Genomic DNA, 26505 nt, shown 5'->3' with positions numbered 1-26505 from the left:
GCGAAGATGAGGGGAACTGTTCACCCGTCATGTGCAAGGAGCGTCCGCGCAGATGCATCACTCCGGTTCCGGTTCCCGCCCGAGGCCGCCGACGATCTCCGACGTCGCTCAGGCAGCCGGGGTCTCCCGGACCACGGTCTCCCATGCGCTGAACGGCATCGGAAAGGTCGATCCCCGGACCCGTGAGCGCATCAAGCGGACCGCCGCCGAGCTGGGGTACCGGCCCAACCTCCGCGCCCAGCGGCTGCGGCGGGGCGAGGCGAAGACCATCGCGCTCGCCTCGTCGATGCCGTTCGCCGTGGCGGGCGGGCCGTCACGGCTCGGGTTCTACATGGAGGTCGCCGCGGCCGCCGCGGAGAGCGCGCTGCTGCACGACTACGCGCTGGTGCTCGTGCCGCCCGTGCAGTCGACGTCCGCGCTGTACTCCGTGGACATCGACGGGGCCATCGTGGTCGAGCCGGACGTGGGCGACGCCGCCGCGGCGCAGCTCGCGGAACGGAACCTCCCGTACGTGGCGCTGGGGCGGCCCGTATCGGAGGCCGAGCGGGTGCCGTACGTCGACCTGCGGGGCGGGCTCGTCGCCGAGCTCCTGCTGCGGCACCTGTACGAGCAGGGGGCCCGGCGGCCCGCGCTCATCGTCGGCGCCGGCGCGCGGCACTCCTCGGTCGACGCCCTCGCCGCGTACGAGCGGGTCGCCGGGCGGTACGGCTGGGAGCCCGTTGTGGCGAGTGCTCCGGAGGAGGGCGGCGAGCAGGCCGGTTACGAGAGCTGTGCGGCCCTGCTCGCCGCGCACCCCGGGCTCGACGCGGTGTGCGCCATGGTGGACGCGTTCGCGGTGGGCGCGGTGCGGGCCGTGACGGACAGCGGGCGGTCCGTACCGGACGACGTGCTGGTCGCCACCCGCTACGACGGGCTCCGCGCGCGCACCTGCGAGCCGCCGTTGACCGCCGTCGACCTGCATCTGGACCGTGCCGCGTCGGACGCCGTCGCCCTGTTGCTCGGCCGGCTGCGCGGCGAGGACGCCGCCGCGGTGGCGACGGCGCCCGAGCCGCGGGTGGTCGTACGCCGGTCGACGACGCGGTGAGTCCGCGGCAGCGGAACTCGCCCGCGCGGGCTCACCCCGTACGTCCGGGAGCGGTCACAGGCCGATGATGAGGACCGCGCCGGAGACCAGGGCGAAGACGAGGACGCACAGGCGCATGCGGCGCGCGTCGAGCCGGTGGTGGACCAGGCGGCTCAGCCAGGCGCCCACGGCGATCACCGGTATCAGCGCCGCCGCCAGGCCGAGGTCGGCGGGCCGCCCCTCCCCCGTCGCGAACAGCAGGAGCAGCGAGGCGACTTCGCCGACCAGGAAGCAGGCGGCGACGGTCGAGCGCAGTTCCGCGGGCGGCCGGTGCTGGTAGACGAGGGCGAGCGGGGGGCCGCCGACACCGGTGGCGGTCTCCGTCAGGCCGGTGACCGCGCCCGCCCCCACGTACGCCAGCCGGCCGGGGGTGAACGCGGGCGCGGCGAGGCTGACGACGGCGGCGAGCACGGTGGCGACGCCGACGAACAGGCCGATGCTGCGGTCCGGGATCAGCCAGAGCAGCGCGAGCCCGCCCGGTGTGGCGGCGAGCCGTGCCGCCGTGACCCATCCCGCGCCGCGCAGGTCCAGCGAGGCGCGTTCGCGCCAGGCGACGTACAGGTTGAGCGGGATCATGGCCGCGAGGACGAAGACCGGGAGCAGGCCGGGGTCGAGTATCCCCGCCACCGGGGCGACGATCAGGGCGAAGCCGAGGCCGCTGCTGCCCTGGACGAACGCGGCGACCGCCACGGTGACGGCGAGGATCAGGAGTGCTTCGGTGCTCACAGCGCGCGGCTCCGCTCGCGGGCGGCGGTGGAGGTGGGGTGCGCGCGGGTGATGGGTGCCTTGGCGACGGTGGCGCGGGCCAGCCGGGCGGCCTGCTCCACGAGGGCGGGGCCGTCCCAGTCGACGGGGTCGCCGCGCCACAGGCGCAGGCGTCCGGCGACGTACACGGCGGTGATCTGGTCGCGGTTGCCCCGGCGGACCAGTTCCCAGGGCACGTCCCAGGAAAGGGCGAGTTCGGGGCCGGTGACGTCGACGAGGAGGAAGTCGGCGGCCAGTCCCGGGGCGACGGTTCCGGTACGGGCGCCGAGGCCGGCCGCGTCGGCGCCGCCCGCGGTGGCGTGCTCCAGCCAGGTCCAGCCCGCGCCGCAGGAGGAGTCGCCGGTGGCCAGGCCGTACGCGATGCGCTGGGCGAACTCGGCCGCGTCCGCCAGCCGGAAGCCGTCGCCCCGGGTGCCGTCGGTGCCCAGGCCGAAACGGATGCCGCGCTCGGCCATCGCGGTGGCCGGGGCGACGGCGTTGCCCTTCCAGGCGCTGGCGACGGGGTTGTAGCTGACGGCGGTTCCGGTGTCGGCGAGCAGGGTCAGCTCGTGCGGGGTGAGCAACGTGACGTGGGCGGCGAGGAGTTGGGGTCCGAGGGCGCCGATGCGGTGGAGGTGTTCCAGGGGGCGCAGTCCGTGGCGTACGAGCGAGCGCTCGACGCTCGCCAGGTGCTCGTTGACGTGGATCTGCACGATCGCCCCGGCGTCGGCGGCGAGACGGGCGGTGCGGTGGAGGGTGTCCGGGGTGGCCGCCTCGGGGATGGAGACGGCGAGGGACGGGTGGATGAGGGGGTCGTCCGCGAACCGGGCGAGGTGCTTCTCGGCCGCTTCGGCGACGGGGGCGGCCGGGGCGGCGGGGCGTCCGGCGTCCGGGACGTCGTTGCAGACGAGTCCCAGCACACAGCGGATTCCGGCGTCCCGGGCGGCCGAGGCGACGACGCCGACGTCGACGGCCGCGCGCGTACCGGCGTCGGTCACGGTGGTGAAACCGCCGCGCAGGGCTTCCAGGGCCGCCAGCTTGGCGGAGACGTAGGCCGCTTCCTCGTCCAGCGCGCCTTCGAGGGGCACCCAGACCCGGCGGAAGATCTCCGACGGTTCCCCGAAGGCGAGTGCGGAGCCGAAGCTCTGGGTCAGGTGGTGGTGGGCGTCGACGAAGCCGGGCATCAGGAGGTGGCCCGGCAGGCGGACGGCGTCGAGTCCCGGATGCGCGCGCCGGAGGGCGTCGACGGGGCCGACGGCGCGGAAGACGCCGTCGGCGACGACGACCGCGTGGCCTTCGGCGAGGCCCTCGGGCAGGAGCACGGCGTCGGGGGCGAGGAGGACGGGGTGCGGGGTGTGCAGGAGGTCTGCCATCGCGGGCAGGGCGGGGGTGCGGGCCGGGTGCGGGGAGAGCTGGTTCATCGGTCGCTTTCCGTGCGTGCGGGGGTCGGCCGCGCGGCGATGCGCGGCCTGACGTGGTGGAAGAGGATGTTCAGTACGGCGGCGACGAACGCGCCGACGGCGACCCCGCTTTCGAGGAGGATGCGCAGGTTCGGCGGGAAGCCCGCGTACACGCCGGGGAGCAGGATCGGCAGCAGGCCGAACGCGAGGGCGACGGCGCAGATGAAGGTGTTGGTGTGCTGGTCGAGGTCGGAGCGGCCGAGCATCTGCACGCCGAGCACGGTGATCACCGCGAAGACGATCATGGCGGTCCCACCGACGACCGCCGAGGGGACGACGCTGATCGCCCGGGTGACCGGTGCGCAGAAGCCGATCACGACGAGGACCACTCCGGCGGCCGCGGTGACGTAGCGGCTGCGTACGCCGGTGACGCGGACGATGCCGATGTTCTCGCCGCTGGTCACCATCAGCGGCAGGCCGAAGAATCCCCCGAACACGGAGGTCAGGGCGTCCCCCCGGACGGTCCGGGGGACGGCGTCGCGGGTGTCGATCTCCTTGCCGACGGCTTCGGCGTTGATGACCGTCTGGCCGGTGGCCTCCGCCATCGAGGCGAGGCTGTAGAGCATCAGCGGCAGCGCGGCGACCAGGCTGAACTGCGGGGAGCCGAAGGGCATCAGCTCCGGCAGGCTCACCAGGCCGCCCTCGGCGGCGGCGCCGAAGTCGACGTGGCCGAGGAGGGCGGCGAGCACGGTTCCCGCGAGGAGGCCGAGCATCACGGCCAACTGCCGCAGCAGGCCCGTGAACAGGAGGTAGAAGACGACGGTGAATCCGATGGTCGCCATGCCGAGCATCAGGTTCGTCGGATCGGCGAAGCCGCTCTCGCCGGGCCGGCCGGTGACGAGCACGGCGCCGACCTTCACCAGGTTGACGCCGACGATGACGATCATCGTGCCGATCACCAGGGCCGGGAAGAACCGCAGGAGCCGCGCGAAGAGCGGCAGTACGACGAAGCAGAACACGGCGGTGAGCACGACCGCGCCGGTGGCGGTCCGTACCCCGTGCTGCTCGGCGATCGCGAGGAACAGGATGAGCGGCGCGCCGCCCGGCAGCATCACGAAGGGCAGCTTGGGCCCGAACTTCCAGGGTCCGAGCGACTGGATCAGCGATCCGACGCCGGAGAGGACGAAGGCGGCGGAGAGGAGGTTGACGGTCAGTTCGGGGCCGAGGCGCAGGGTGGCGCTCATCAGGAAGATCGCCGAGATGGGGGTGGCCGCCATGACCAGGACGTGCTGGATGCCGAACAGAACGATCCGCCCGGGGGGCCGGGCCTCGTCGACGGGGTGGACGGCGGGGCGGGGTGTGCCGGCGGGGGGCGTGGGGGCGGTTGGTGCGGGCTCGGGCGGCGTGGAGTCGGCTTGCGTGGAGTCGGCCTGCGCGGGGGCGGGTTGCGCGGGAGCGGGTTGTGCATGGTCGGCTCGTACGGGGTCGGCCTGCGCGGGGGCGGCTCGTACGGGGCTGGCGTGTGCGGGGCCGGCTTGTGCGGCGTCGGGGTCGTCGGCCGGACTGGTCCGTGGGGGTTCCGTCCCGGGCGGGGGCGTGCGGTGACTGGACATGTTCGAGCTCCGATCGGGCGTGGGACATGCTCGGACAGCAGAAGCGCTACGGCCCTGGACGGAGGGCCAAATCGATTTGGCCAAACCGATTTGGCCGTCAGTATGTGAGGCCGCTTCGACAGCCGTCAAGGGGTGTGCGTCGTCGCGCAGGACAGGCCGGAGCATCGGATTCGGCGGTCCGGGGAGGGGCGGGACGCCGGGTGACCAGGGGCTGGGCGCGGGTGAGGGTGGCCCGGACGTCGGTTGTTTCAGAGGCCGTGAGGCGGTGGTGTGAGTCGAATGACGGGCGGGGTGAGACGTACCAGCGGCGACCCGGGGGCGTACAGCGGCACGGGCCGGGCCGGGGGCCCGTGCCGGCCGTTCGCGGAGGCGGGTTGTGGCACTCGGCGACGGGTGGGGGCCGTGCGCGGGCACGCGCCGCCACCTGGGACGACTGCCGTGCGAGGGCACGCGCCGCCACCCGGGTGGCTACCCGTGGACGGGCGGAGCACGGAGGGAACGGACCTCTTCCGGCAACGCTCTGCCGAACGGGGGTCTACTACCGCTCCTCCGCGGGCGCCCGTCGGTCCGGCCGTCCTTCCGGGGCCGTCGGCCGGCGCAGCGGCCAGAGGGGGGCGGCGGCCGGGCGGTCGGGGGTCGACGCGGCCAGGTGGCGGAGGAGGAGGGCTGCCTGAGCCGGTGTCAGGGCGAGTTCCTCGGTGATGCGCCGCGTGGTCACGTATGCGATGCCCCGCAGCGCGGTGTTCCGTTCCCATGCGGCGTGCCGTGCCAGGAGGTCCGCGGGATCGGGGCCGGGAGCGGGGGCGGGCGGGGCGGTGGGGAGTCGGCGGGCGGCGCGGTCGCGTTCTCGGGCGATCTCGGAGAATCCGCAGACGGCCAGGGACGCCTGTTCCGCCCCGGCCAGATCGGTCGTCCGGGCGAGGGCGCGGGCCAGCGGGTTCAGGGCGAGGGCGCGGTCGAGGGTCAGTTCGTGCACGTGGGCGCTCGCGGGGCCGAGGAGGACCGGGTGCGGGAAGTCCCGGGTGCCGCACACCCCGCGCACCCCGCGCGCCGCCGCCACCAGCAGGGCGCTCGCCTCGGAGGGGTGCCACTGGAAGACCGCGTCCACCGCCTCCGTGTCCCCCGCGGTGAGGGTGAAGGCAGCGGGCCCGAGCCGCGGCAGCAGATCGCTTTCGGGCACTTCGCCGTCCAGCCCCGGCCCCGCGACGAGCACGCGCACACGCAGGCCCGTACGGGCGCAGGCGGCCAGGACGAGGGCGTCGCCGAGCGGGCTGCGCAGGGTGGGCTCGCGTCCGTCGGCCACCACGTCCCCACCGACGTCGACGACGTCCACCTCCCGCGTCCCGCAGAACACGGCCGCTTCGGCGATCTGCCGGGCCAGCGACTCCGCACCGCCGTAGGGGTCGAGCAGCCCCAGGCCCGGAGCCAGGTCGCGGGCGAGGCGGGGCAGCAGCGAGCCCGCCGGGGGGCGGGGCGCCGACCCCGCGACGACGAGGTCCAGGTGCGGCGTCACGGGCACGGTGCCGGTGAAGTCGGCGGGGCGGCGGGGACCCGGCACCGGGTCGACCACCAGGCGTTCCCAGGCGTACGTGAGGACCAGCGCCGGTGTCCGGGGCCCGTACAGGGCGCTGTGCACCATGGTCGTGGCGATGGCGTCCCCGCCGCCGCCCGCGGCGATGAGCAGCCGCCGGCCGGTGCTCGGCCCCCCGGCGTCCCTCGGCGCCCGCGCCGTCTCCCGCGTCATGCGCGCCCCCTCGTGTCCCGCTTTTCCTCGGCTCATGGGCACGACTTCTATCCCATCCGGACCCCGCATTTCCGGGGGCGGAGAAGAATGGCTGTTTTCCGACCTCGCATTGCTCGTACCAGCCGCCGCGGACAAGAAAGGGAAACAGCCCGTTTCGCATGTGCGCACGTTTTCCACAAGGGCAGGATCATGCAAATTCACCGGATGTCGAGATCGTCATGTTGTGGTTTCCGACCATATCCCTCCATGACGTTCCGTCACTAACCTTGCACACGGCGCGACATGGCCCGACACGACGAAGGGAACCACCCCCGTGGCCAACTCCGTACCGTTACACCTGACCTCCCGCGCACCCGAGGCCCCGGAGACGCCGTACAAGCAGTACGTGTACGCGTATCCGCACCAGAAGTCCTACCGGCTGCTGACGGACGGGCCCCTGCTGAGCGAGCTGTGGTCCCGGGAGCGGCTCGACGCCCTGTCGCTCTACGTGCACATCCCGTTCTGCGAGATGCGCTGCGGCTTCTGCAACCTGTTCACCCGCACCGGGGCCCCCGAAGAGGTCACCGGAGCTTTTCTCGGCACCCTGCAGCGCCAGGCGCGGGTCACCCGCGAAGCATTGGAGGCCAAGGGCGAAGAGATACGTTTCACGCTCGCCGCATTCGGCGGCGGCACTCCCACCTATTTGACGGCCGCCGAACTGACCCGGCTGTGCGACATCTGCGAAACGGAAATGGGGGTGGACCTCGACGCCGTGCCCTGGTCGGTGGAGACCTCGCCCGCCACCGCGACGGCGGACCGCCTCGCGGTCCTGGCCGAGCGCGGCGCGACCCGGCTGAGCATCGGCGTGCAGAGCTTCATCGACGCGGAGGCGCGCGCCGCCGTACGCCCGCAGAAGAGGTCCGAGGTCGACGCCGCGCTGGAGCGGCTCAAGGCGGCGGCGTTCCCCGTCCTGAACATCGACCTGATCTACGGCATCGACGGCCAGACGGAGGAGTCCTTCCAGGTCTCGCTCGACGCCGCCGTGGGCTGGGAGCCCGAGGAGATCTACCTCTACCCGCTCTACGTACGCCCATTGACGGGCCTGATGGCGCGTCACGACAAGAGCGGGGAGCTCTGGGACCAGCAGCGGCTGCGCCTGTACCGGTACGGGCGCGACCACCTGCTGGCGTCGGGGTACGAGCAGACGTCGATGCGGGTCTTCCGGCGGCTGGGCTCGGCGGCGGCGGAGAGCGCCGAGGACACCAGCATCAGCGAGTACAACCAGCAGGCGGGCATGGTCGGACTCGGCGTGGGGGCCCGGTCCTTCACCACCGACCTGCACTACACCACCGACTACGCGGTCGCGGTGCCGGAGGTGCGGCGCATCATCGACGACTACATCGCGACCCCTGACGAGACGTTCCGGCGGGCGCAGTGGGCGTTTCGGATGGACGACGACGAGCGGCGCCGGATGTTCGTGCTCCAGCAGCTCCTGGAGTCGGTGGGCATGCGCGGCACCGCGTACCGGGAGCGCTTCGGCACCCGCTTCGAGGACGACTTCCCCGCCGAGTTCGCCGAACTGTCCGCCGAGGACTGGGTGCGCGTGGAGCCCGGCGGGCTGCTGCGGCTGACCCCGGAGGGGATGGCCAGGGCCGACGCCATCGGGCCGATGTTCTTCTCGTCCCGGGTGAACGAGGCGATGGCCTCCTACCAGGACCGCTGAGGACGCGGGCGCCCACCGGGCCGGGTCGCACACCGGCACGGTGGGCACCCGTGGGGTCTCTTCAGTGCTGGTACTAGCGGCGGGCCGGGCGCTACGGGGCTGCGGCCGGCCCGTGTCAGCCGGGCGTGTTCCGGTCGTGGGGCTCCGGGGCGCGGCGTGCCGGCGCGGAGGGGACGCGGCCGGCGGCGGGGCGGACCCGAGCGGGCGGCACCGCGTTCGGCGCGGGCGCCGGGGTCCGGGGGCGGCGCGCGGGAGCCGGTACGGAGACGACGACCAGGCCCGCGAGCAGCAGGACGGCTCCCGCGCCGGCGGCCGGGCTCCAGTGCTCCCCCAGCAGGACCAGGCCGAGCACGGTCGCCACCAGGGGCTCGGCCAGGCTGAGGGTGCCCGCCGTGGCCGCGCTGATCCTGGTGATGCCCCGGGTGAACAGCAGGTAGCCCAGAGCCGTGGTCGCCAGGGCGAGCCAGCCGACCAGGAGCAGGGTGCGCGGCTCGGTCAGCCCCTCGGGGGCCACGAACAGCACCGGCGAGACCAGGAGTCCGGCGCAGACCACGCTGACGGGTGCCGCGGGCCTGGTGTCCGCTCCCCGGTCGGCGATGCGCTTGGTCATCGTGATGTAGACGCCGAAACTCGTTCCGGCCACCACGGCGAGGAGGATTCCGGCCGGATCGACCCGGCCCGATGAGCCCGGCACCAGCAGCAGGGCGATGCCGGCGATCGCGCAGGGAGTACCCGCCCACCAGGCCCGGGAGAGCCGCTCCCCCGTCAGGACGTAGGTGCAGATTCCGGCCACCACCGGCACCGTGCCGAAGGCGGCCGCGGTGGCCAGCGCGGCGCCCGCCTTGGCCACCGCCGCCAGGAAACAGGCCTGGAAAGCGGCGGTGACCAGGATGCTGACGGCCATGGGGCCCCGCACCCCGGGTCGCCACAGCGTGCGCAGTCCCGGCAGGCGTGCGGTGAACGCTCCGAGCACCAGCCCCCCGAGGAGCATCCGGCAGGCCCCCACCGCCACCGGCGACGCGCTCGATCCGGCCAACACCTGGGCGGGTCCGACCGTGCCCCACAGGAGGGCGGCGGCGAGCACCGGCGCCACTCCCGCGTAGCCCGCGTTCCGCGCGTCGGCGACACCGCCGCTGCTGTCCTTCACCTGTTCGCTCACCCCGTCCACCGGTTCCGACGCGTCGGCCGGGCGTCCGCGCAGGGCGTGGGTCACTGTGCGGAGTCTCCCGGCTTCACCTGCGCCCCACGCTAACGAGGCGTCAGAACGGCTGGCCATAGGGAGATCGCCCAACGCCGGACGGGAGGAGCGGCGACACGTCGTGCGTTTCTCCAGGCCCGTCGCGGGAGTGCCGGGGACGCACGTCCCTCCGCGTTGAAGCGGCCAGAATTCAGGTTGGTCGGGACGGCGAGGACTCGGGCTGCCGAGGCCGCCGGTGGCCGCCGGTGCGCTGGCCCCCCACACGCTCGGCCCGCCGTCGCCCTCGGTGTACCCGTCGTAGAGGTGGCGCCGTCGGTGTGGACGCCGGTGCGGCGGCAGACACCCGTGACCCCGTACAAGGTGTTCAGCGCCCGCGCCTCACCCCGGCTGCGGATGTCCTGGGCGGTCCACAGACGCACCAGGACACCGACCGCCGTCACGAGGACGGACTGCTCACCGCGGCTGCGGACCCGTCGCCGCCCGCGCAGGGCCCGGCGGCCCATCCTTCGCGTCGGCAGATGCCTGGCGCGGGCTGGATGATGCCTGGCAGAGGCAGCCTCCGGTGTCCGCCATCATCATTCGCGAGGACTGCGCAGCTTCGGGGTGCATGCGTCGCTGGACTGCCGAGCGGGTCATGTCGAAGCGTGATGTGCGGGTGTGCGGGGGCTCCGCCACGGTCAACCGACGCCATCAGGCCCGTCGAGCACGGCCAGAACTCGATGACGGTGGGCGGAGGGCGCAGCACGGATTCAGGGCTTCGGGTGGGCGTCCGTCTTCATCGCCCAGGCGCTGCCGGTGCAGCCCGCGGGCGTGGGCGGGAAGCGGTGGCCCTTCACGTCCGTGCTCCAGTGATGCCCCTCGCCGCAGTCGCACTCGTAGATGCCGCTCTCGGGCACGATCTCACCGGGATGCCATGTTCTCCGTGCGTCGCTCATACCTTCTGTGTACGCCGCTCCAGTGCACCCTGCGACTCGTGGGGTCCGGGCTCCGGCGGGGGATGCCTGCTGGGGTGCCGTCAGTCGCGAGAGCGTCGGTGGTTTCGCCGAGTGTCCGACGGGAAGGGCACGGGCGGCCCGCGTGCTATTGCCAGTACGTCCCTACTGCCGAACCCCGCCCCGTCGGGCAGAACGGGACCGGCGCGGTGCGGAGCCGTGTGGCGACAGCGGGCTTGGCGGTGCATGGAGAGGGGGAGCGGTGGCCCCGCGAACGTACGACGCACGGGACCACCGGTGCTTCGTCCTGAACGTGCATTCACGACCGTACGGATGCCTACGCTCAGCCGCATCCCAACAGGCACCGTGCCGACACGCGCGGGTGACAACCCACCAGGGCTACCGCGCCCGCCGTGGCACTCCGGCCTCCGTGCCGCGCACAGGGCACCTCCGAACCATGCCTCTCTTCCGTGCATGGGTGCTCGCAAGGACACCGTCCGAGACAGGTGTAGTTCCTTTGCGGGGAAAGGGTGCGTGCTCAGCCGGGCCGTGGCTATGTAGCGTCGGCGTAGGCAAGATGGGTGCCGCAGACGGTGCAGCGGAAGAGCATGGCGCTCGCTCCCTGCCCGAGGCGGGTCAGGAATTTCTCGAGCTGGGACGTGTCGTGCCAGCCACTCATCCGTAGGTCGAGACGAAGTTGGTCGAGTGCCTCGGGGTGGGCTGCCAGTTCCGCGTATCCGGCCTCGCCGAGGAAAGCGGCTGCGTCGTTGCAGTGGACGAGCCAGTACGGATCCTGCCAGGCGTGGAAGCCGGGGGTGCGGTGGGTGACCTGCTCCACGGTTTCCTCACTGACGCCGTCGAGGGCGTATGCGTCGGTGAATTCACCTTCGAACTGTTCGGCGGCGCTGCCGTCGGCGATGCACCAGGGGCAGAATCTCCCGCTGACCTCCTGGGCCGTGTAGAAGGTGGCCGTGTAGATCCACCCCATGCTGCGGTCGCAGCAGGCGCAAGCCTCGGCGCTTTCGCGGACGGACCCGCTTGCGACGGGGTCTGGGTGGTAACGGAAGTGGGGCAGGTCGGTACTCACTGGAGAGCCTGCCCTTGCACGGAGAGGTCCGTCTCGGTGTCGGTGGTCTGTGCGTCGGCAGGCATGCCTGTGAGCCTCATGGCGCGAAGTCTGTCCGCCAGCAGAACCGTGATCAAGTGGTGAGGTTGAAGTCCTGCTGGTCGGGTCGAGGCAGATGCGCTCGTGGCCGCGGGCGGTGCGTGAGTTGGGGGCATGCATCCCTACTTCGCTTGCGTACGCGAGGAGAAGTGCACCCCTGCGGAGGGTGGAGCGTGCCGTACGGGGTGGGGTGGCGACCGCACAGGGTTTCCTACCTCGTGCGAAGTCCGGAAGCGGGCCCTGTGCGGCGTGGACGGGGCCGCATCGTGATCAGAGCGGGCGCGTAGGCGCTGGCAGCCGGCGGCCTGGCGGCGGAGGTGTCGGTTCCGGCCGCGCGGCACACACCCCCGCGGACGACACCACGCGTGTGTCCGCCGGACCCAGCACGCCCGAACCCGCCCCCGCCGTGAAGCCGGCGCTCTTGTCACAGCGCACCGCGCTGATCCTCTTCATAATCGTCGTCTTCGGCACCAGCACCGACACCGGCGTGCTGACCTCCTTCGCCGTCGGGAAGTCCCACCTCTCCTCCCCCAAGGCGGTCCTTGCAGGCTCCATCACGGTCGGCACCCGCACGGCAGGGCTGCACAAGCTGCCCGGCCCCGGTGTCGCCGCTCGCGCGTCGGCCCGGAAGCAGGAGAGGCAGGTGCCGCCCGCCTTTCGGGTCAGCATGGGCACCGCGCTTGTGATTCCGGAATCGTGGTGGCCGTCCCGGCACCGGCGTTTCACCCAGCGCGCTCTGCTGTGAGGAGGTAGTAGTCGAGGATGCCGTGTTCGTAGGCGCGCAGGAAGTTCCGCGGCCAGGTCCCCGGCGCCCACCACCGGCTGAGCCAGAGGTCCCAGCCCGGCCAGACATGCGCCCCGATCGACTCGACCCGCACGTGCGTGAACCCGTCCTCCAGCAATGCGTCAGCGAGTGCGCTCACCGGGCGTGCGATGTCCAGGCCGTTGGCGTACGTCTCCAGCAGCTCCGCGAGCTCCCCGGGCCTGCCGGGCAGGTCGTCCACGGTGAAGAAGCTGGTGACAGCTACGCGGCCCCCCGGGCGCAGCACCCTCCTCGTCTCTGCTGCGAAGGCGCGGAGGTCCGGGAAGTGCTGTGCGGCCTCCACGCTGATGACCGTGTCGAACTCGCCGTCGCCTGCGGGCATGGTCTCCGCGGCGCCCTGGACGAACCGCAGCCGTCCGGGTTCCCGCCGGAGCAGGTCGGCATGGGTGTTGCGCGCCCGTCGTAGCTGGTCGGGGTGGATGTCCAGGCCGGTGACCGCGGCCGGGGCGTACTCCCGCAAGGTCACCTCGCAGCCCATGCCGAGACCGCAGCCCACTTCCAGCACGTGCGCCGCCCGTGGCGGGCCGGTGGCGTCCAGGACATGACGGTAGAGGTCTTCCTGGCTGCGGATGCGTTCCGTCTCGCTGAGCGGCAGGCCCAGGTCGATGGCGTCCCAGTACCCGAAGTTGACGAATCCCCCGGCAAAGATCGGGGCACCGCTCAGGTCCGCCGGACCGTAGGTCTCCCGCACCGCGGGATGCATGACGGGATGATCCTGCTGAGCACCGTCGGGCACCGTGCCGCACCTCCCTGAAGCGTCCCCGCCCGTGCGGCGGTACGCAGTTCTCCACCGAACACGCCCATGCTGCGGCACCCGCCCGGCCTGGGCAACGGCACAGTGGTGCCGGGTGTCTGCGTTCCCGGGTTCCGCTGTGCTGAGCCGGGTGGGTATCACTTCGGTCGAGCGGACCGCGTACCCGCGATGCGGAAGTCGGTTCCGGGGGCGGGGAGTTGCCTGTCGAGCCGGTGGAGGTAGCCGGTGGGACGTATGTCGCAGAGAAAGGCGTCGGCGTCAACCGGCGATGGACACCGGCAGGTCGGGGCCGTGGCCACGATCAGCACGCTGAGGACGCCGAGTGCCCAGCCAGCGGTCATGACGGTGTGTGGGCCGCGCCGGTCGAGGATGCGGCCGGCCCACCTGGATTCCGGCGAGGGCGGAGACGACGAGGCCGAGGGGGAACGCCGCGGTCGCCCCGTTCGGCCGACCGGTCGCGGCCGGTGTCCTGTCCCGGTCGCGGTCCCGTTGCCTGGGCGCTGCGGTCGGTCACGAGCTGCAGCAGCCGCCCGCGGGGGCTTCCCCGGTGACCGCCCCGGCTGCGGCGGGGGCGCCGAGCTGGACGAGCTGCGGGGTGGGCGCGCAGCAGCCGGCGCCCTCCTGGGTGTCGGGGGCGTCGAACAGGCCGGCGCCGCCGCACACTCCGGTTTCGGGCAGGGTGAGCTCCACGCGGTCGGCCGCGTCGAGGTCGCCGGCGAGGGCGGCGGCGACGGAGCGGACCTGTTCGTAGCCGGTCATCGCCAGGAACGTCGGGGCGCGGCCGTAGGACTTCATGCCGACCAGGTACACGCCCGGTTCGGGGTGGGAGAGTTCGCGGTGGCCGTGCGGGGGGACGGTGCCGCAGGAGTGCTGGTTGGGGTCGATCAGCGGGGCCAGCCCGACGGGTGCCTGGAGGCGCTCGTCGAGGCCCAGGCGCAGTTCGTCGAGGAAGGTGAGGTCGGGGCGGAAGCCGGTCAGGACGATGACCTCGTCGACCGGGTCCAGGCGGCGGCCGTCCTCTCCGACCAGGATCAGGCGGCCGTCGTCCGCCCGCTCGACGGCCTCGGTGCGGAAGCCGGTGACCGCGTCCGCGTGGCCCTCCTCGACGGCGGCCTCGGCCGCCAGGCCGAGCGCGCCGCGGGCCGGGAGCTGGTCGGCTTCGCCGCCGCCGAAGGTGGAGCCCGAGATGCCCCGGCGCAGGACCCACACGCCCTTGGTGCCCGCACCGTCGTCGGCGGTGGCGAGGTCCGCGAGGTGGGCGAGAGCGGTGAAGGCGGAGGCACCGGAGCCGACCACCGCGGTGCGCCTGCCCGCGTACCGGGCGCGGACGGCGGGGTCCTTCAGGTCGGGGACGCGGTAGGTGATCCGGTCGGAGGCGGCCTTCTCACCGAGCGCGGGAAGGCCGCTGCCGCCCGCCGGGGACGGCGTGGCCCAGGTGCCGGAGGCGTCGATGACGGCGCGCGCGAGAAGCCGCTCCTCGCGGCCGTCGGCGCAGGTGATGTGCACGACGAAGGGCTGCTGTTCGCGGTCGGCGTCGACGATGCGGTCGCGGCCGGCGCGGGAGACGCCGGTGACGGTGGCGCCGGTGCGGACGCGTTCGCCGAGGGCGTCGGCCAGGGGCTGGAGGTAGAGGTCGGCCCAGTCGCCGCCGGAGGGGTAGGCGGCCGGGTCGGGGCGTGTCCAGCCGGTGAGGGTCAGGAGCTTCTCGGCGGCGGGGTCGACGAGTTCGCCCCAGGTGGAGAACAGGCGCACGTGCGCCCACTCACGCACTGCGGCACCGGCCCTTGCGCCGGTTTCCAGGACCAGGGGCTCGATGTCCTGGTCGACGAGATGGGCAGCGGCGGCCAGTCCGGCGGGTCCGGCTCCGATCACGACGACGGGCAGCTCGGTGGTGGGCGCGTTCACGACGACTCCTCACGTATTTCGACGTTTGTCGATGGCTTGCGCGGCTCAGCATGGCATCTGTATTGATGAGCGTCAACATAGACGTTTGTCGAATTCAGGGGAGGGTGCTGATGGCGCACATCGATATCGCTGTGATGGGTGGCGGGCAGTCCGGACTCGCCACCGCACACGCGCTGCTGCGGCGCGGGCTGCGGCCGGTGGCGCTGGAGGCGCTGGAGGCGCTGGACCGTACGGCCGGATCGTGGTCGCGCCACTACGACGGCCTCACGCTGTTCTCACCCGCCCGGCACAGCCCCCTGCCCGGCTCGCCGTCCCCCGGGCGCCAAGGACCGTTACCCGCAGCGCGACGAGGTCGTCACCCGCCTCGCCGCCTACACCGGCCGCCTGAACGCGGAGATCCGCACCGATTGCCGTGTCAGCGCGGTCCGCCGTACCGGCGACGGCTTCACGGTGGAGCTGAAGGGCGGCGGCGAGCTGTCCGGGCGGGCCGCCGTGGCGGCATCCGGAACGTTCGGGCACCCGCACCAGCCCACACTGCCGGGGCTGGAGGAGTTCGCCGGGCAGGTGCCGCACGCGGCCGACCGCCGCGGTCCGGCCCCCTTCTCCGGCCGCCGGATGGTCGTGGTCGGAGCCGGGAACTCCGCGGTGCAGGCCGCCGCCGAGCTCGCCGAGACCCTACGGGGCACGCTCGCCACTCGCGGGCCGGTGTAGCTCGCAGCCCAGCGCGTCCTCGGCCGCGGCCTGCGTTTCCGGCCGACCCGTACCGGCCTGGACACCACCCCCCTCGGTCGACTCTTCGCGCGCCCGCCGACGCAGCCGGTCGTCGACGACGGCCGCCACCGGGCCGCCACCGGCCGCAGGCCGACCCGCCCGGCGGTCGCTGTTCACCGGCGCCGACGGGGCCGAACTCGTCCGGCCGGACGGGGCCGAGCTCACCCGGTCGGACGGGCAGCGGGAGAAGGTCGACGCGGTCGTGCTCACCACCGGCTGCCGCCCCGGCCTGCCGTACCCCACCGGCCTCGTCGGCGCTCTCGACGCCGACCGGAACCCCCGGCACCGCGAAGGCGTCGCCACCGGGGTGCCGGGGCTGGGGTTCGTCGGGCTGGAACGGCAGCGCAGCCTGTCGCCGAACTCCCTGCGCGGCGCGGGCCGGGACGCGGAGCGGGTCGCTCGGCCGCCCACCCCACGCGCCGGTGACGGCCTCCCCCGCTGGTTCGACATGTGTCAACATAGACACATGTCGAATGCCGAAGTGCTGCCGCTGCTCGAAGCCGACGGCCAGGTCGTGGTGCCGTGCTGCCCGCCGCTGGCCGAGCGCCCGATGACCGCCGAGGAGGCCGAGACCGCCGCGCGGATGTTCAAGGCTCTGGGTGACCCGGTCCGCCTGCGGCTGTTCTCCGCGGTGGCCTCGCACGAGGGCGGGGAGGCGTGCGTGTGCGACATCTCCGACGTCGGGGTCTCCCAGCCCACCGTCTCCCACCACCTGAAGAAGCTGAAGGAGGCCGGGCTGCTCACCTCCGAGCGGCGCGGCACCTGGGTGTATTACCGGGTCGAGCCGTCCGTACTGGCGGCGATGGGCAAGCTGCTGGCCCTGCCGGCCGCGGCCTGATGACCCGGCAGACGCAGGGGAAAACGGCGGGCGGGACGCGGAGCGCGGTGGTCGTGCCGCTGACACCGCGGCACGCGGAGCAGGTGATCGCCATCTACCAGGCCGGGATCGATGAGGGGAACGCCACCTTCGAGACCGTCGCGCCGGGCTGGGAAGCATTCGACGCGGCGAAACTGCCCGAGCACCGCTTCGCCGCCCTCGACGCGGACGGAACGGTGCTGGGCTGGGTGGCCGCGAGCGGGGTCTCGGACCGGTGCGCGTACGCGGGCGTGGTCGAGCACTCCGTCTACGTCCACCCCGCCGCCCGCGGCCGCGGCATCGCCTCCGCCCTGCTCGAGGCCCTGGTGGATTCCACCGAGCGGGCGGGGATCTGGACGATCCAGTCCGGGATCTTCCCCGAGAACGCCGCCAGCCTCGCTGTGCACCAGCGGGCCGGTTTCCGGGTCGTCGGCGTCCGGGAGCGGATCGGCCGCCATCACGGGGTCTGGCGCGACGTCGTTCTCGTCGAGCGCCGCAGCCCCGCCCTCACCTGACCGGTCACGACAGGCCGGCGATCGCGCGGGCGGCGTCGCGGGCCGGGCGGCCGACGCCGATGAGGGTGGCCGAGGCCGGGCCGGTCCAGTCGCCGTAGCCGAGCAGGTGCAGCCGCGGCTCACCGAGGGCGCGCGTGCCGTCGGTGGGAACGTGCCCGCGCGGGCCGCGGAGGTTCAGCGGGGCGAGGTGGGCCAGGGCCGGGCGGAAGCCGGTGCACCAGATGATCGCGTCCGCGCCGCTGTGGCTGCCGTCGGCCCACCGGACGCCGGTTGCCGTGAGCTGGGCGAACATCGGCTTCGCGGTGAGGAGTCCGGCGGCGCGGGCCGCGCGGACGGGCGGCACGGCCACGATGTCGCCGAGGGAGGCGACCCCGCCGGTGTCGGCGCGGCCGGCGTCCAGGGCGCGGCGGCGGGCGGTGGCGACGTCGAACAGGGCGCGGCCGTCGATGTCGTCGGGGAGGAAGCGCGGCGGTCGCCGGGTCACCCAGGTCACCTCGGCGCGGCCGTCCAGGGCGAGGTCGGCGGCGATCTGGGCGGCGGAGTTCCCGCCGCCGACCACGATGACGCGCTGCCCGTGGAAGTCTTCCGGACGGTGGTGGTTCACCGTGTGGAGCTGCCGTCCGGCGAAAGCACCGCGGCCGGGGACGGCGGGGAGGAAGGGCCGCGTCCAGGTGCCGGTGGCGCTGATGACCGCGCGGGCCTGCCAGGTGCCGGAGTCCGCTTCGACGAGGAGACGGCTGCCGTCGCGGCGTACGGCGTCCACGCGGGTGCCGTGCTGGACGGGCAGGTCGTAGCGCTTCTCGTAGTCGGTGAGGTAGTCCACCACGTGCCCGGCGTCCGGGTACGTCTCGCCGGGCTGGGCGGGCATGAGGCGGCCGGGCAGGGAGGAGTGCTCGGCCGGGGAGAACAAGTGCAGGGAGGTCCACATGTGCTGCCAGGACCCGCCCGGCGCCGGATCGGCGTCCAGGATCACGAAGTTCAGGCCCTGGCGGCGCAGGTGGTAGCCGGCGGCGAGCCCTGCCTGCCCGCCGCCGACCACCACCACGCCCGTGCGCTGCGTCACGGGACCGTCGTCACCGCGTCGGGGGCGAATTTCCGGCGCCAGGCCAGCGCGACGTACACCAGGCCGATCAGCACCGGGACCTCGATCAGCGGGCCGACCACGCCTGAGAGAGCTTGGCCGGAGGTGACGCCGAAGGTGGCGACGGCGACCGCGATGGCGAGCTCGAAGTTGTTGCCCGCCGCGGTGAACGCCAGGGTGGCGGTGCGGTCGTAGGCCATCCCGAGGCCCTTGCCGAGGAGGAAGGTGCCGAAGAACATGACCGCGAAGTACACCAGCAGCGGAAGTGCGATGCGTACGACGTCCAGGGGCTGGGAGGTGATCGTCTTCCCCTGGAGGGCGAAGAGGACGACGATCGTGAACAGCAGCCCGTACAGGGCCCAGGGGCCGATCCTCGGCAGGAACTTGGCCTCGTAGTTCTCGCGGCCCAGTTTCTTCTCGCCGAGGCGGCGGGTGAGGAACCCGGCCAGCAGCGGGACGCCGAGGAAGACGACGACGTTCAGGGCGATGTGCCACACGGACACGTCCAGGCCCTGGCCGTCGCCGAGGTGCAGCCAGCGGGGCAGCAGGTCGAGGTAGAACCAGCCCAGCAGGCCGAACGCCAGCACCTGGAAGACGGAGTTGAGCGCGACCAGGACGGCGGCGGCCTCGCGGTCGCCGCAGGCGAGGTCGTTCCAGATGATCACCATCGCGATGCACCGGGCCAGGCCGACGACGATCAGGCCGGTGCGGTACTCGGGCAGGTCCGGCAGGAAGATCCACGCGAGGGCGAACATCACCGCCGGACCGACGATCCAGTTGACGACCAGCGAGGAGACCATCAGCCTGCGGTCGCCGGTGACGCGGTCGAGCCGGTCGTAGCGGACCTTGGCCAGGACCGGGTACATCATCACGAGCAGGCCGAGCGCGATCGGCAGGGAGATCCCGCCGACCTCGATTCTCGCCAGCGCGTCGTTCATCCCCGGGACCAGGCGGCCCAGGCCCAGACCCACGGCCATGGCGAGCAGGATCCACACCGCGAGGTAGCGGTCCAGCGTGGAGAGCTTCTTGACAATCGAGTCGCCCCCACCGGCAGCCGGGACGGCGATGGGCCCGATGGGGGTCACGGGCAGGCCCTCTTGTTCCCGGCGGCGGTACGGGCGGAAGCGGCGAGTGCGGCGAACTGCCCGGACAGGCCGTCCAGAACCTCGGCCTTGAGCCGGTAGTAGGTGAACCGGCCGCACGGCTCGGTCTCCACGATCCCGGCTTCGCGCAGCACCTTCAGGTGATTGGACAGGTTGGTCTGCTTCGCTCCGGTCTCCTCGACCAAGTGCGTCGTGCAGAGCGTCTCGCGCGCCAGCAGGGTCACGATCCGGAGGCGGAGCGGATCGCCCAGCACCCGGATCACATCAGGATCGACTGAAGTCAGCATGCACTGATATTCTCACATCATCACTCGCTGATACCAGCGGGGGCTGAAGTCATTGGCGGCCGGGTTCCGCCCTGCGACGAGAGAGAACGATCACCATGGCCGACAAGCCGTCCGTCCTGTTCGTCTGCGTCCACAACGCCGGCCGCTCCCAGATGGCCGCCGCCTGGCTGACCCACCTGGCCGGGGGCCGCGTCGAGGTCCGCTCCGCCGGCTCCGACCCCGGCGACCAGGTCAACCCGGCCGCCGTGGCGGCCATGGCCGAGGTCGGCATCGACATCTCCCAGGAGACACCGAAGATCCTCACCGTCGACGCGGTCCGCGAGTCGGACGTCTGCATCACCATGGGCTGCGGCGACACCTGCCCCGTCTTCCCCGGCAAGCGCTACCTCGACTGGGAGCTGGAGGACCCGGCCGGCCAGGGCATCGAGGCCGTACGCCCCATCCGCGACGAGATCAGGACCCGCGTCGAGGGCCTGATCGCCGACATCGCCCCGGTCGGGCCTGCGGCCACGGCGTGAGCGGGACAGCCGAGGCCGTCGTCGTCGGCCCCGGCCCCGCCGGATGCACCGCCGCTCCCCGCATCTCCCGCGCCCAGCTCCCACTTCCCCGGCTCCGGAGAACACGCGGGCCCGGGCCGGGAAGTCCGGCTCCGTGATGACCCCGTGCTCGCCCTCGGCCCGACCAGCGCTCTGCGCAGCGGCAGCAACACCGAGGTGCGGGCCGAGCGCCTGCCCGGCCGGCCCGCCACTCAACTGGCGGAATACCTGGACCGCCACTCAACTGGCGCAGTACAAGGGCGCCGTGGGCAGCACCGCCGTTCCCGGCGACCCGGACACCGGTCGGGCCGTCGCGGGAGTCCGCTACGGCCGGTTCTCCGCCGGCCCGGCCGTCCAGCGGAACGTGGCGCCCTTCCCCGTCAAGAAGCTGCCGCCCCTGTTCCTCCTCGCCCTGGCCGGCTACATCTCCCCGTACTTTCCGCGCAGTTCGTCCAGCACCGGCGTAAGTGTCTCGGCAGGAACCAGCGCCGGTCCCCGCCCGGTCCGCTCCAGGGCGCCCGGTGGGAAGGCGTCCGTGCCCGGTACCGCACCCTGGGTCTTCAGGAGGCGGTCACGGTCGCGGACTTCCGTCTCGGCGTCCCTTCCACATGGTCCGGCCACGGCGCCCTCCCGGCTCGCACCCGCGAAACCCCGGAGGGCCACGTACGCCGCCATTTCGCCGACTCCGACGGTGGCTGCACCGTCACCAACGACCAGCACGTACTGCACATCGCGCGTCCGTAGCCCAGTGGGACGGTGTCCGAGGCGTCGTTCCCGTCCCGCAGCGGCTGCTCGCGTTTGCGGCGGGGGGTTATCCCCACCTCGCAGTGGCCTGCTGGCCCGAAATCGGGGAAGCCAGGTAACCGGATGGTTCCGTTCCTGTTGATGGCGGAGTCTTGAACACGTCGTACAGGCTCGTCGTATCGGAGAACCAGTGTTCCACTTGAAGTCCGTTCGCCCCACCAAGGCGCGCACCGCCACGGTCGTCCTCGCCGGAGCCGCATGTGCCGCCCTGATGGCCGGCAGTGCCCAGGCCATCGTCAACGGGTCCGACTCCACGCAGCGTTACCAGTCCATGGTGTCGATCCCGGTGTCGGGCGTGGACGACCCGACGTTCAAGGGCGTGTGCGGAGGAACGCTGGTCGCTTCCAACTGGGTGCTCACGGCCGCTCACTGCGTGGACCCCACGCTCGTCACCCTGGACGGCACCGTCCGGGTCGGCAGTGAGCACAAGACGTCCGGGGGCACCGTCCGGGCCATCAAGAAGACGGTCTCCCACCCCGGTTACAAGAACGGTGACGGCACCGGCCCCAACCGCGACGACCTCGCCCTGATCAAGCTGAACCGCCCGGTCTCCGAAACCCCCATCCGGATCGCCGACAAGGCCGGAAAGCCCGGCACCCCGACCCGGCTGCTGGGATTCGGCACCATCGATGACGCGCCCGACCCGGACAAGTGGGTCTTCCCCGAACGCCTCCAGGAGCTCGACACCCGCAGGGGCGCCGTCTCCGAGTGCGCGCCGGGATACGCCGACAGCAAGCGCCTGTGCACCATCAGCCAGACCCCCAAGGCCATGGCCTGCAACGGTGACTCGGGCGGCCCGCAGCTCCAGCGGAACCGCAAGGGCCGCTGGGAACTGATCGGCGTCACGACCGGCCCCGGCGCCCCTGGCGTGCGTTGCAGCGACGGCCCGGGCCTCTACACCAATGCGACCGCCTACTCGTCCTGGGTCCACAAGACGATGAAGCGCCACGGCTGATCCAGGCACGCACGCCCCGCCGCTCCGTCGGCGGGGCGCTCCCGGCCCCGTATCGCCGCTGCTTGGGCAGGGTCACCGGTGCGAGGCAGAGTGCCGAGGAAGGGCCCGAGCCGGGTTCCGGCGCCGGGACGCACGCCGGGTCGTGTCCGCGGACGGCCCGTTCCGTTCTCCGAACAGGGCAATGAGAACAGGGCGACGACCCGGGCGCGGCGAACCGAACCGGCTGATGTCGCGCGGTGTCAGCAGCCCGGGCAGGTGCCGCGGGCACCTGCCCGGCCGCGGTGCCCGTCGGTGCGGGCGGCGGTCAGCAGTTCCGTACCGGGTCGGTCTCGCTGTAGATCGCGGTGTCCTTCATGAAGCCCAGCTTGCCGTTGTCCGCGACGGTCATCAGCCAGCGGGTCGGGTGCGGGCCGCCGACCCAGTCCTGGCCGTCGAGCTTGCAGTAGAACCAGCTCGGGTTGGAGTACATGTGCCCGACGACCTTGGTGGGGTCCGGGTACAGGTGGTTGTTGCCGATGGTGCCGTACACCGGCGCGCCCGACACGTTGTTGCAGTACCACTTGATTCCGCCGTCGTTCGTCCAACAGCCGGGCGCCGCATGGGCGGCCGGCGCCACGACGGCACCGATCCCCATGGTCAGCGCCGCCGCTGCCAGCACCGCTCCGAGCCTCCTGCGCATACGCATGTCTCTCCCCGGGTCGCTCGTCGGCCGGCGCACACCTGTCGCGGTGTGCCGTCAGGTCACCGTAAAGGACGCGAGGGTCGCGCGGGAGGTTCCGTCCCGCTCGGTCAGCCGTCCGGCCAAAGCCGTTGACGAGCGGTCTCGAGTCGGTGGTCGTAGTCAGGCGCGAACAGCTCGGGGAGAGCCTTGTCGAGGGTTCCGGCGATGCGGTGGAGCGGTGCCCAGACCGCCGGATCGTCGACAACGCGGCCGGGGTCCGCCGTCTGGAGCTGCTCCAGCCAGTGCGACAGCACCAGTGCCTCATCCCTCGTGAGCTTGATCATGACCTGGCTGTCACTCATGCACACCCCTGCGGCTCGGCCCGCCATCGACCGTACGAACCTACTGGTCCGGGGCCCGGAGAGCCTCCACCGGCATCAGCCGTGGAAGCTCCACTGCCCGAAACGGGCCGGCAGCGCCTTCGCCGCCCGCACATCCGGGTCGGGTCCGGCCTACCTCGTCCGCGACGACCGGTACACCGAGCGGGGGGGGACCGGCCCGGAGCGTGCCGGACGCGACGGCCGGTACACCGGTTGGGAGCATGCCGGTGAGAGACCGCGTACGGCTGCCGCCGCGTACGTGCCGCTCGTCGGCCGGACCGCCGCCCTCGGCAAGGTCACCGCGGTCCTGCGCGCTCTCTAGCAACGCGCCGGCCTTCTGCGGGCGGGGGCGGTGCTACAGCCTCGTGCGGGGGTCTCCCTCCCAGCCGTCCGGTGTGTCCCGTTTCACAACCGGATGCGGGGCGGGTCCGGAACATCCACAAGGGGGGCGCTGTTCTGATGGATGTGGCTGCGGAGGGGACAGTGTCCCCGGGCCTCACCTCCAGCCCATGGGGACGATCGTTCGGCTGAAGCCCCATGGAGCCTTTCGCCGCGAGGCGACCGCCCTCCGCTGCCACACCTCTGCCGCCCCGGCTGGTCTCCCCCGTCCAGCCGGGGCTCTTCCCTGTCCTGGCGGCGGGCACTTCCTCCCCTTGCGGGCCACCACAGCGCACGGTGTCCGGGCTTCCGCCGCCCACGAAAACCGTGCATGTCCTCGCCGCCCGCCAACGGCATCGCCGAACGATCCACGAGCCGGGCCTCAATGGGGTCGGATACGCTCCGGCCCATGGCCGACACCGAACTGACCACGCTGCTCGGCGTGCTGAACAGCCAGCGCGCACACGTCCTGAGCATCGTGGAGGGCCTGGACGAGGAGGCGTTGCGACGCCCGGTGCTGCCGTCCGGCTGGACGTGCCTCGGGCTGGTGCACCATCTGGCCCTGGACGACGAGAAGTTCTGGTTCCGCGCGGTCGTGTCGGGGGAACCGGTGGCGATCGCCGAGATCCTTGAGGTGGAGGAGAACGCGTGGCAGCCGGCCCCGGAGAAGACGGCCGAGGAAGTCTTCGCTCTCTACCGCCGGGAAAGTGAACTCGCGGATGCCCTCCTCGCCGGCGCGGACCTGGAAGCGGCGCCGGGCTGGTGGCCGGACTTCTTCGGGAACTGGCGGTACGACAACGTGCGCGAGGTCATCCTGCACGTGATCACCGAGACCGCCGCTCACGTCGGGCATCTGGATGCCGTACGGGAACTCATCGACGGCAGGCAGCGCTTGGTCGTCCCCTGACGGGAGAACCGCTCCGCTCACCGGTGACCTCGGCACCCGCCTCGACCACGAACTCCAGAACGGCCCCCTCCTCGGCAGGGGTGCCGCCCTTCCTCCCTCGTCGAGAGAGGAGCAGGGGCGGAGATTCCGTACCGGTCCGGCCACAGCCGCACCGCGCTGCCGTTGCGGGCGTGAGCCTCCAACTCCTCCCGCAATGGGCCCGGTGGGCCACGACGAGTCGGGAGGCGCGGACCTTCAGACCTCGTCCGTCCACGGCGACGTCCTGCGGCCTGTCCGGGAGCTGGTCGAACACGATCCTGTCCGGGGTCCGGTGCGCGATGGCGTCCCAGCGGGTGGGTGACTCGTCGGCGCGGGATCAACGTGCGGTACTGGCCCCGCCGGGTCCGGTGGTGAAAGAGCGCAGGACAGGCACATGACCGTCTGCCGGGCCGAGCCGATCGTGGGCCCGTTCCTGCGGGCTGTGCCCGCCCCGCCGGAGAGCCGGACGGGCACAGCCCCCCGGGAAGGTCAGGTGGTCGATTCCGCTGACACGGCGGCCGTGGGGGCGGGGATCCGCCAGGTGACGAACCCGGCCGCGGCGAGCCCGACGAGAGCCAGGGCACTGCTAATCAGGAAGGGGTCGGCACCGTCCAGGGCGGGAGCGAAACCGATGCCGACGTACAGCGTGATCCCGGTGGAGCCACCCAGTTGGTCGGCGGCCCGCTGGACGCCGGAAGCGACGCCCGCGTCGTCCTCGGTCACGCCGGTCACCGCGATGTACTGCAACCCGACGATCCCGAGACACATCCCGGCGGCGACGCACACCATGGCCGGAATCATCGCCAAGCCGGTGGCCCCGAGGTGCGAGACCAGTGCGATGGCGGCCATGGCCGGTGCGGTGCAGCAGATTCCGGCCAGGACGCAAAACCGGGCACCCCGGCGTTCGAGCACCCGGGGAACCAGCGCCGAGGCCGCGATCAGGGACACCGCCAACGGCAGCATCGTCAGACCGGCCTGGAGCGGGCCGGCGTACAACCGGTCCTGCAGGTAGTACGTGAACAGCAGGAACGAGGTGGACAGTGCCGCGCTGACCAGAGCGGTGGCCAGGTTGGCCAGGACCCGGGTCCGGTTGCGGAAGATCCGCAGCGGCACCAGCGGGTGGGGCGAGCGCCGCTCGACCCCGAGGAACAGGGCCCCGGCCGCTGCCGCGCCCACCAGAGCCACTGGCGCGAGCCAGGGCGGCGCGCCGGTGCCTCCGCCCGCTTCGACGACTCCGAAGGCGAGGAGCAGCGGAGCCGCGACCAGCAGGAACGAACCGGGGAGATCCAACGGAGCCGTGCCGGCGGGCCGTTCGTCCGGCACGAGGAGAACGGCCGCCACGAGTACGACCAGGATGAACGGCACCGCCACCAGGAAGATCCACCGCCAGCCGAAGAGTTCGGTGATGAACCCGGAGACCACGAACCCGAGGACGAGGCCACAGCTCGCGACGGCCGCCCACCCGCTCAACGCCCTTGTCCTGCGTGGCCCTTCGGGGAACATGAGTACGATCACCGACATCGCAGCAGGAAGCGCGATCGCCTCGCCGGCCCCCTGCAGCAGCCGGGCCGTCACGAGCAGGGCGAAGGACGGCGCGAGTCCGGCCAGCAACGAGGCGCCGCCGAAGACGGCGGTACCGAGAAGAAGGACGCGACGCCTGCCGAGCACGTCGCCCAGCCGGCCACCGAGCATCAGCAGTCCGCCACCGGTCATCGTGTACCCGACGACCACCCAGGTCAGCGCACCGCCGTCGACGCCGAAGTCCGCCCCGATCGAGGGCAGGGCGACGTTGACCACCGTCACGTCGACCGCGATGAAGAACTGCAGCATGGCCATGCAGCACAGCACCAGCCGTGCCCGCACCGGGGACGATCCGTCCCGGCGCGCGAAGGGAATGCCTGAAATCACCAAGTGCTCCGTTGCTCAGAAGAAGTTCCGAGCAGCACCGACGTGCCGCTCCGGTTCGACCACGAAGCGACGACATGTTCTACAGAAGTGAGAGAGACGCCCCGCCGCTAGCGGAACGTCCTCGTCACTGCGGCACAGGCCGCGCACGAAGCAGCAGACATGGCGCCGAGAGTACCGGAACCGACAACGGGCGGCGGTTCCGCCTCCATCACTCCGCCGCGGTACTTGCCGCGTCATCCGCC

General features: G+C 72.4%; 26 protein-coding genes. 10 read left to right on the top strand and 16 right to left on the bottom strand.

What is annotated here, in order from left to right; genetic code table 11:
- Positions 1 to 52 precede the first annotated feature (52 nt).
- Positions 53 to 1084 carry a LacI family DNA-binding transcriptional regulator gene (locus ACZ56L_RS12675; RefSeq protein ID WP_468689186.1) on the top strand — a complete coding sequence of 344 codons (1032 nt, stop codon included), beginning with the start codon at positions 53 to 55 and terminating at the stop codon, positions 1082 to 1084.
- A gap of 54 nt (positions 1085 to 1138) precedes the next feature.
- On the opposite strand, the gene ACZ56L_RS12670 is transcribed toward ACZ56L_RS12675, so the two are convergent.
- The 4 genes from ACZ56L_RS12670 to ACZ56L_RS12655 all read right to left on the bottom strand — a co-directional run bounded on the left by ACZ56L_RS12670 (position 1139) and on the right by ACZ56L_RS12655 (position 6624).
- On the bottom strand, positions 1139 to 1849 hold the full coding sequence (locus ACZ56L_RS12670) for a TSUP family transporter (protein WP_401761912.1): 711 nt from the start codon (positions 1847 to 1849) through the stop codon (positions 1139 to 1141).
- Complete coding sequence (locus tag ACZ56L_RS12665) at positions 1846 to 3288, bottom strand: amidohydrolase family protein (RefSeq protein WP_471063667.1); 1443 nt, start codon at positions 3286 to 3288, stop codon at positions 1846 to 1848. Before ACZ56L_RS12665 ends, ACZ56L_RS12670 begins: the two co-directional genes overlap by 4 nt.
- Complete coding sequence (locus tag ACZ56L_RS12660) at positions 3285 to 4880, bottom strand: uracil-xanthine permease family protein (RefSeq protein ID WP_471063665.1); 1596 nt, start codon at positions 4878 to 4880, stop codon at positions 3285 to 3287. The genes ACZ56L_RS12665 and ACZ56L_RS12660 overlap by 4 nt, the downstream gene beginning before the upstream one ends.
- Before the next feature lie 538 nt (positions 4881 to 5418).
- On the bottom strand, positions 5419 to 6624 hold the full coding sequence (locus ACZ56L_RS12655) for a DUF1152 domain-containing protein (RefSeq protein ID WP_471063663.1): 1206 nt from the start codon (positions 6622 to 6624) through the stop codon (positions 5419 to 5421).
- A gap of 313 nt (positions 6625 to 6937) precedes the next feature.
- Here ACZ56L_RS12655 and ACZ56L_RS12650 point away from each other — a divergent pair, with 313 nt between their 5' ends.
- Entirely contained in the window at positions 6938 to 8326 is a 1389-nt protein-coding gene (locus ACZ56L_RS12650) for an STM4012 family radical SAM protein (protein ID WP_471063661.1), read from the top strand.
- A 115-nt stretch (positions 8327 to 8441) separates the two neighbouring features.
- Here the strand turns inward: ACZ56L_RS12650 and ACZ56L_RS12645 are convergent, their stop codons facing one another.
- The 3 genes from ACZ56L_RS12645 to ACZ56L_RS12635 all read right to left on the bottom strand — a co-directional run bounded on the left by ACZ56L_RS12645 (position 8442) and on the right by ACZ56L_RS12635 (position 11543).
- On the bottom strand, positions 8442 to 9539 hold the full coding sequence (locus ACZ56L_RS12645) for a DMT family transporter (protein ID WP_471063659.1): 1098 nt from the start codon (positions 9537 to 9539) through the stop codon (positions 8442 to 8444).
- 734 nt (positions 9540 to 10273) lie between these two features.
- A complete protein-coding gene (locus tag ACZ56L_RS12640; protein ID WP_345227247.1) occupies positions 10274 to 10459 on the bottom strand; it encodes a hypothetical protein in 186 nt (61 codons plus the stop codon).
- Positions 10460 to 11009: 550 nt separating this feature from the next.
- Entirely contained in the window at positions 11010 to 11543 is a 534-nt protein-coding gene (locus ACZ56L_RS12635) for a CbrC family protein (RefSeq protein WP_471063656.1), read from the bottom strand.
- Between the two features lie 445 nt (positions 11544 to 11988).
- Here ACZ56L_RS12635 and ACZ56L_RS12630 point away from each other — a divergent pair, with 445 nt between their 5' ends.
- Positions 11989 to 12366, top strand: coding sequence for a hypothetical protein (locus ACZ56L_RS12630; protein WP_471063654.1), 378 nt, complete (start codon positions 11989 to 11991; stop codon positions 12364 to 12366).
- Here ACZ56L_RS12630 and ACZ56L_RS12625 read toward each other — a convergent pair.
- Together ACZ56L_RS12625 and ACZ56L_RS12620 are read right to left on the bottom strand one after the other, a co-directional pair.
- Positions 12344 to 13147 (bottom strand): class I SAM-dependent methyltransferase, encoded by an 804-nt coding sequence (locus tag ACZ56L_RS12625; RefSeq protein WP_471063653.1) that lies wholly within the window; start codon positions 13145 to 13147, stop codon positions 12344 to 12346. The two genes, ACZ56L_RS12630 and ACZ56L_RS12625, sit on opposite strands and share 23 nt — an antisense overlap.
- Positions 13148 to 13708: 561 nt before the next feature.
- The gene (locus ACZ56L_RS12620) at positions 13709 to 15103 is read right to left on the bottom strand and encodes an NAD(P)-binding domain-containing protein (protein ID WP_471063652.1); all 1395 of its coding nucleotides are present in this window, start codon (positions 15101 to 15103) and stop codon (positions 13709 to 13711) included.
- Between the two features lie 138 nt (positions 15104 to 15241).
- Here ACZ56L_RS12620 and ACZ56L_RS12615 point away from each other — a divergent pair, with 138 nt between their 5' ends.
- From ACZ56L_RS12615 to ACZ56L_RS12605, 3 genes are all read left to right on the top strand, one after another.
- Complete coding sequence (locus tag ACZ56L_RS12615; protein ID WP_471063651.1) at positions 15242 to 15814, top strand: NAD(P)-binding domain-containing protein; 573 nt, start codon at positions 15242 to 15244, stop codon at positions 15812 to 15814.
- A 526-nt stretch (positions 15815 to 16340) separates the two neighbouring features.
- Positions 16341 to 16712 (top strand): ArsR/SmtB family transcription factor, encoded by a 372-nt coding sequence (locus ACZ56L_RS12610; RefSeq protein ID WP_345227260.1) that lies wholly within the window; start codon positions 16341 to 16343, stop codon positions 16710 to 16712.
- Positions 16712 to 17245 carry a GNAT family N-acetyltransferase gene (locus tag ACZ56L_RS12605; RefSeq protein ID WP_471063650.1) on the top strand — a complete coding sequence of 178 codons (534 nt, stop codon included), beginning with the start codon at positions 16712 to 16714 and terminating at the stop codon, positions 17243 to 17245. Before ACZ56L_RS12610 ends, ACZ56L_RS12605 begins: the two co-directional genes overlap by 1 nt.
- A 4-nt stretch (positions 17246 to 17249) precedes the next feature.
- On the opposite strand, the gene ACZ56L_RS12600 is transcribed toward ACZ56L_RS12605, so the two are convergent.
- Genes ACZ56L_RS12600 through ACZ56L_RS12590 form a run of 3 tightly spaced genes read right to left on the bottom strand, consistent with a single transcriptional unit; the run spans position 17250 to position 19716 of the window.
- Positions 17250 to 18308: an ArsO family NAD(P)H-dependent flavin-containing monooxygenase gene (locus ACZ56L_RS12600; protein WP_471063649.1), complete on the bottom strand. Its 1059-nt coding sequence runs from the start codon at positions 18306 to 18308 to the stop codon at positions 17250 to 17252.
- Complete coding sequence (gene arsB, locus ACZ56L_RS12595) at positions 18305 to 19411, bottom strand: ACR3 family arsenite efflux transporter (RefSeq protein WP_471063647.1); 1107 nt, start codon at positions 19409 to 19411, stop codon at positions 18305 to 18307. The genes ACZ56L_RS12600 and arsB overlap by 4 nt, the downstream gene beginning before the upstream one ends.
- Entirely contained in the window at positions 19408 to 19716 is a 309-nt protein-coding gene (locus ACZ56L_RS12590; RefSeq protein WP_345227266.1) for an ArsR/SmtB family transcription factor, read from the bottom strand. Before ACZ56L_RS12590 ends, arsB begins: the two co-directional genes overlap by 4 nt.
- A gap of 95 nt (positions 19717 to 19811) precedes the next feature.
- Between ACZ56L_RS12590 and ACZ56L_RS12585 the strand changes: the two genes are divergently transcribed.
- The gene (locus tag ACZ56L_RS12585) at positions 19812 to 20234 is read left to right on the top strand and encodes an arsenate reductase ArsC (RefSeq protein ID WP_468689153.1); all 423 of its coding nucleotides are present in this window, start codon (positions 19812 to 19814) and stop codon (positions 20232 to 20234) included.
- A gap of 438 nt (positions 20235 to 20672) precedes the next feature.
- Here ACZ56L_RS12585 and ACZ56L_RS12580 read toward each other — a convergent pair whose 3' ends face one another.
- Positions 20673 to 20927, bottom strand: a complete 255-nt coding sequence (locus tag ACZ56L_RS12580; protein WP_471063644.1) for a hypothetical protein — start codon at positions 20925 to 20927, stop codon at positions 20673 to 20675.
- Positions 20928 to 21186: 259 nt separating this feature from the next.
- On the opposite strand from ACZ56L_RS12580, the gene ACZ56L_RS12575 reads away from it, so the two are divergent.
- The gene (locus tag ACZ56L_RS12575) at positions 21187 to 22011 is read left to right on the top strand and encodes a S1 family peptidase (RefSeq protein WP_468689148.1); all 825 of its coding nucleotides are present in this window, start codon (positions 21187 to 21189) and stop codon (positions 22009 to 22011) included.
- A 304-nt stretch (positions 22012 to 22315) separates the two neighbouring features.
- Here ACZ56L_RS12575 and ACZ56L_RS12570 read toward each other — a convergent pair whose 3' ends face one another.
- Positions 22316 to 22696 (bottom strand): hypothetical protein, encoded by a 381-nt coding sequence (locus ACZ56L_RS12570; protein ID WP_345227272.1) that lies wholly within the window; start codon positions 22694 to 22696, stop codon positions 22316 to 22318.
- A gap of 104 nt (positions 22697 to 22800) precedes the next feature.
- Positions 22801 to 23034 carry a hypothetical protein gene (locus ACZ56L_RS12565; protein WP_471063641.1) on the bottom strand — a complete coding sequence of 78 codons (234 nt, stop codon included), beginning with the start codon at positions 23032 to 23034 and terminating at the stop codon, positions 22801 to 22803.
- Between ACZ56L_RS12565 and ACZ56L_RS12560 the strand changes: the two genes are divergently transcribed.
- Together ACZ56L_RS12560 and ACZ56L_RS12555 are read left to right on the top strand one after the other, a co-directional pair.
- Positions 23033 to 23374 (top strand): hypothetical protein, encoded by a 342-nt coding sequence (locus ACZ56L_RS12560; protein ID WP_471063639.1) that lies wholly within the window; start codon positions 23033 to 23035, stop codon positions 23372 to 23374. The genes ACZ56L_RS12565 and ACZ56L_RS12560 overlap by 2 nt on opposite strands.
- Positions 23375 to 23839: 465 nt before the next feature.
- Positions 23840 to 24337, top strand: a complete 498-nt coding sequence (locus ACZ56L_RS12555; RefSeq protein WP_471063637.1) for a DinB family protein — start codon at positions 23840 to 23842, stop codon at positions 24335 to 24337.
- Between the two features lie 507 nt (positions 24338 to 24844).
- Here ACZ56L_RS12555 and ACZ56L_RS12550 read toward each other — a convergent pair.
- Positions 24845 to 26191 carry an MFS transporter gene (locus tag ACZ56L_RS12550; protein WP_471063856.1) on the bottom strand — a complete coding sequence of 449 codons (1347 nt, stop codon included), beginning with the start codon at positions 26189 to 26191 and terminating at the stop codon, positions 24845 to 24847.
- Positions 26192 to 26505 lie beyond the last annotated feature (314 nt).

Source organism: Streptomyces sp. NPDC039736 (assembly GCF_055596485.1).
This window is presented reverse-complemented; position numbering and strand designations above follow the sequence as displayed.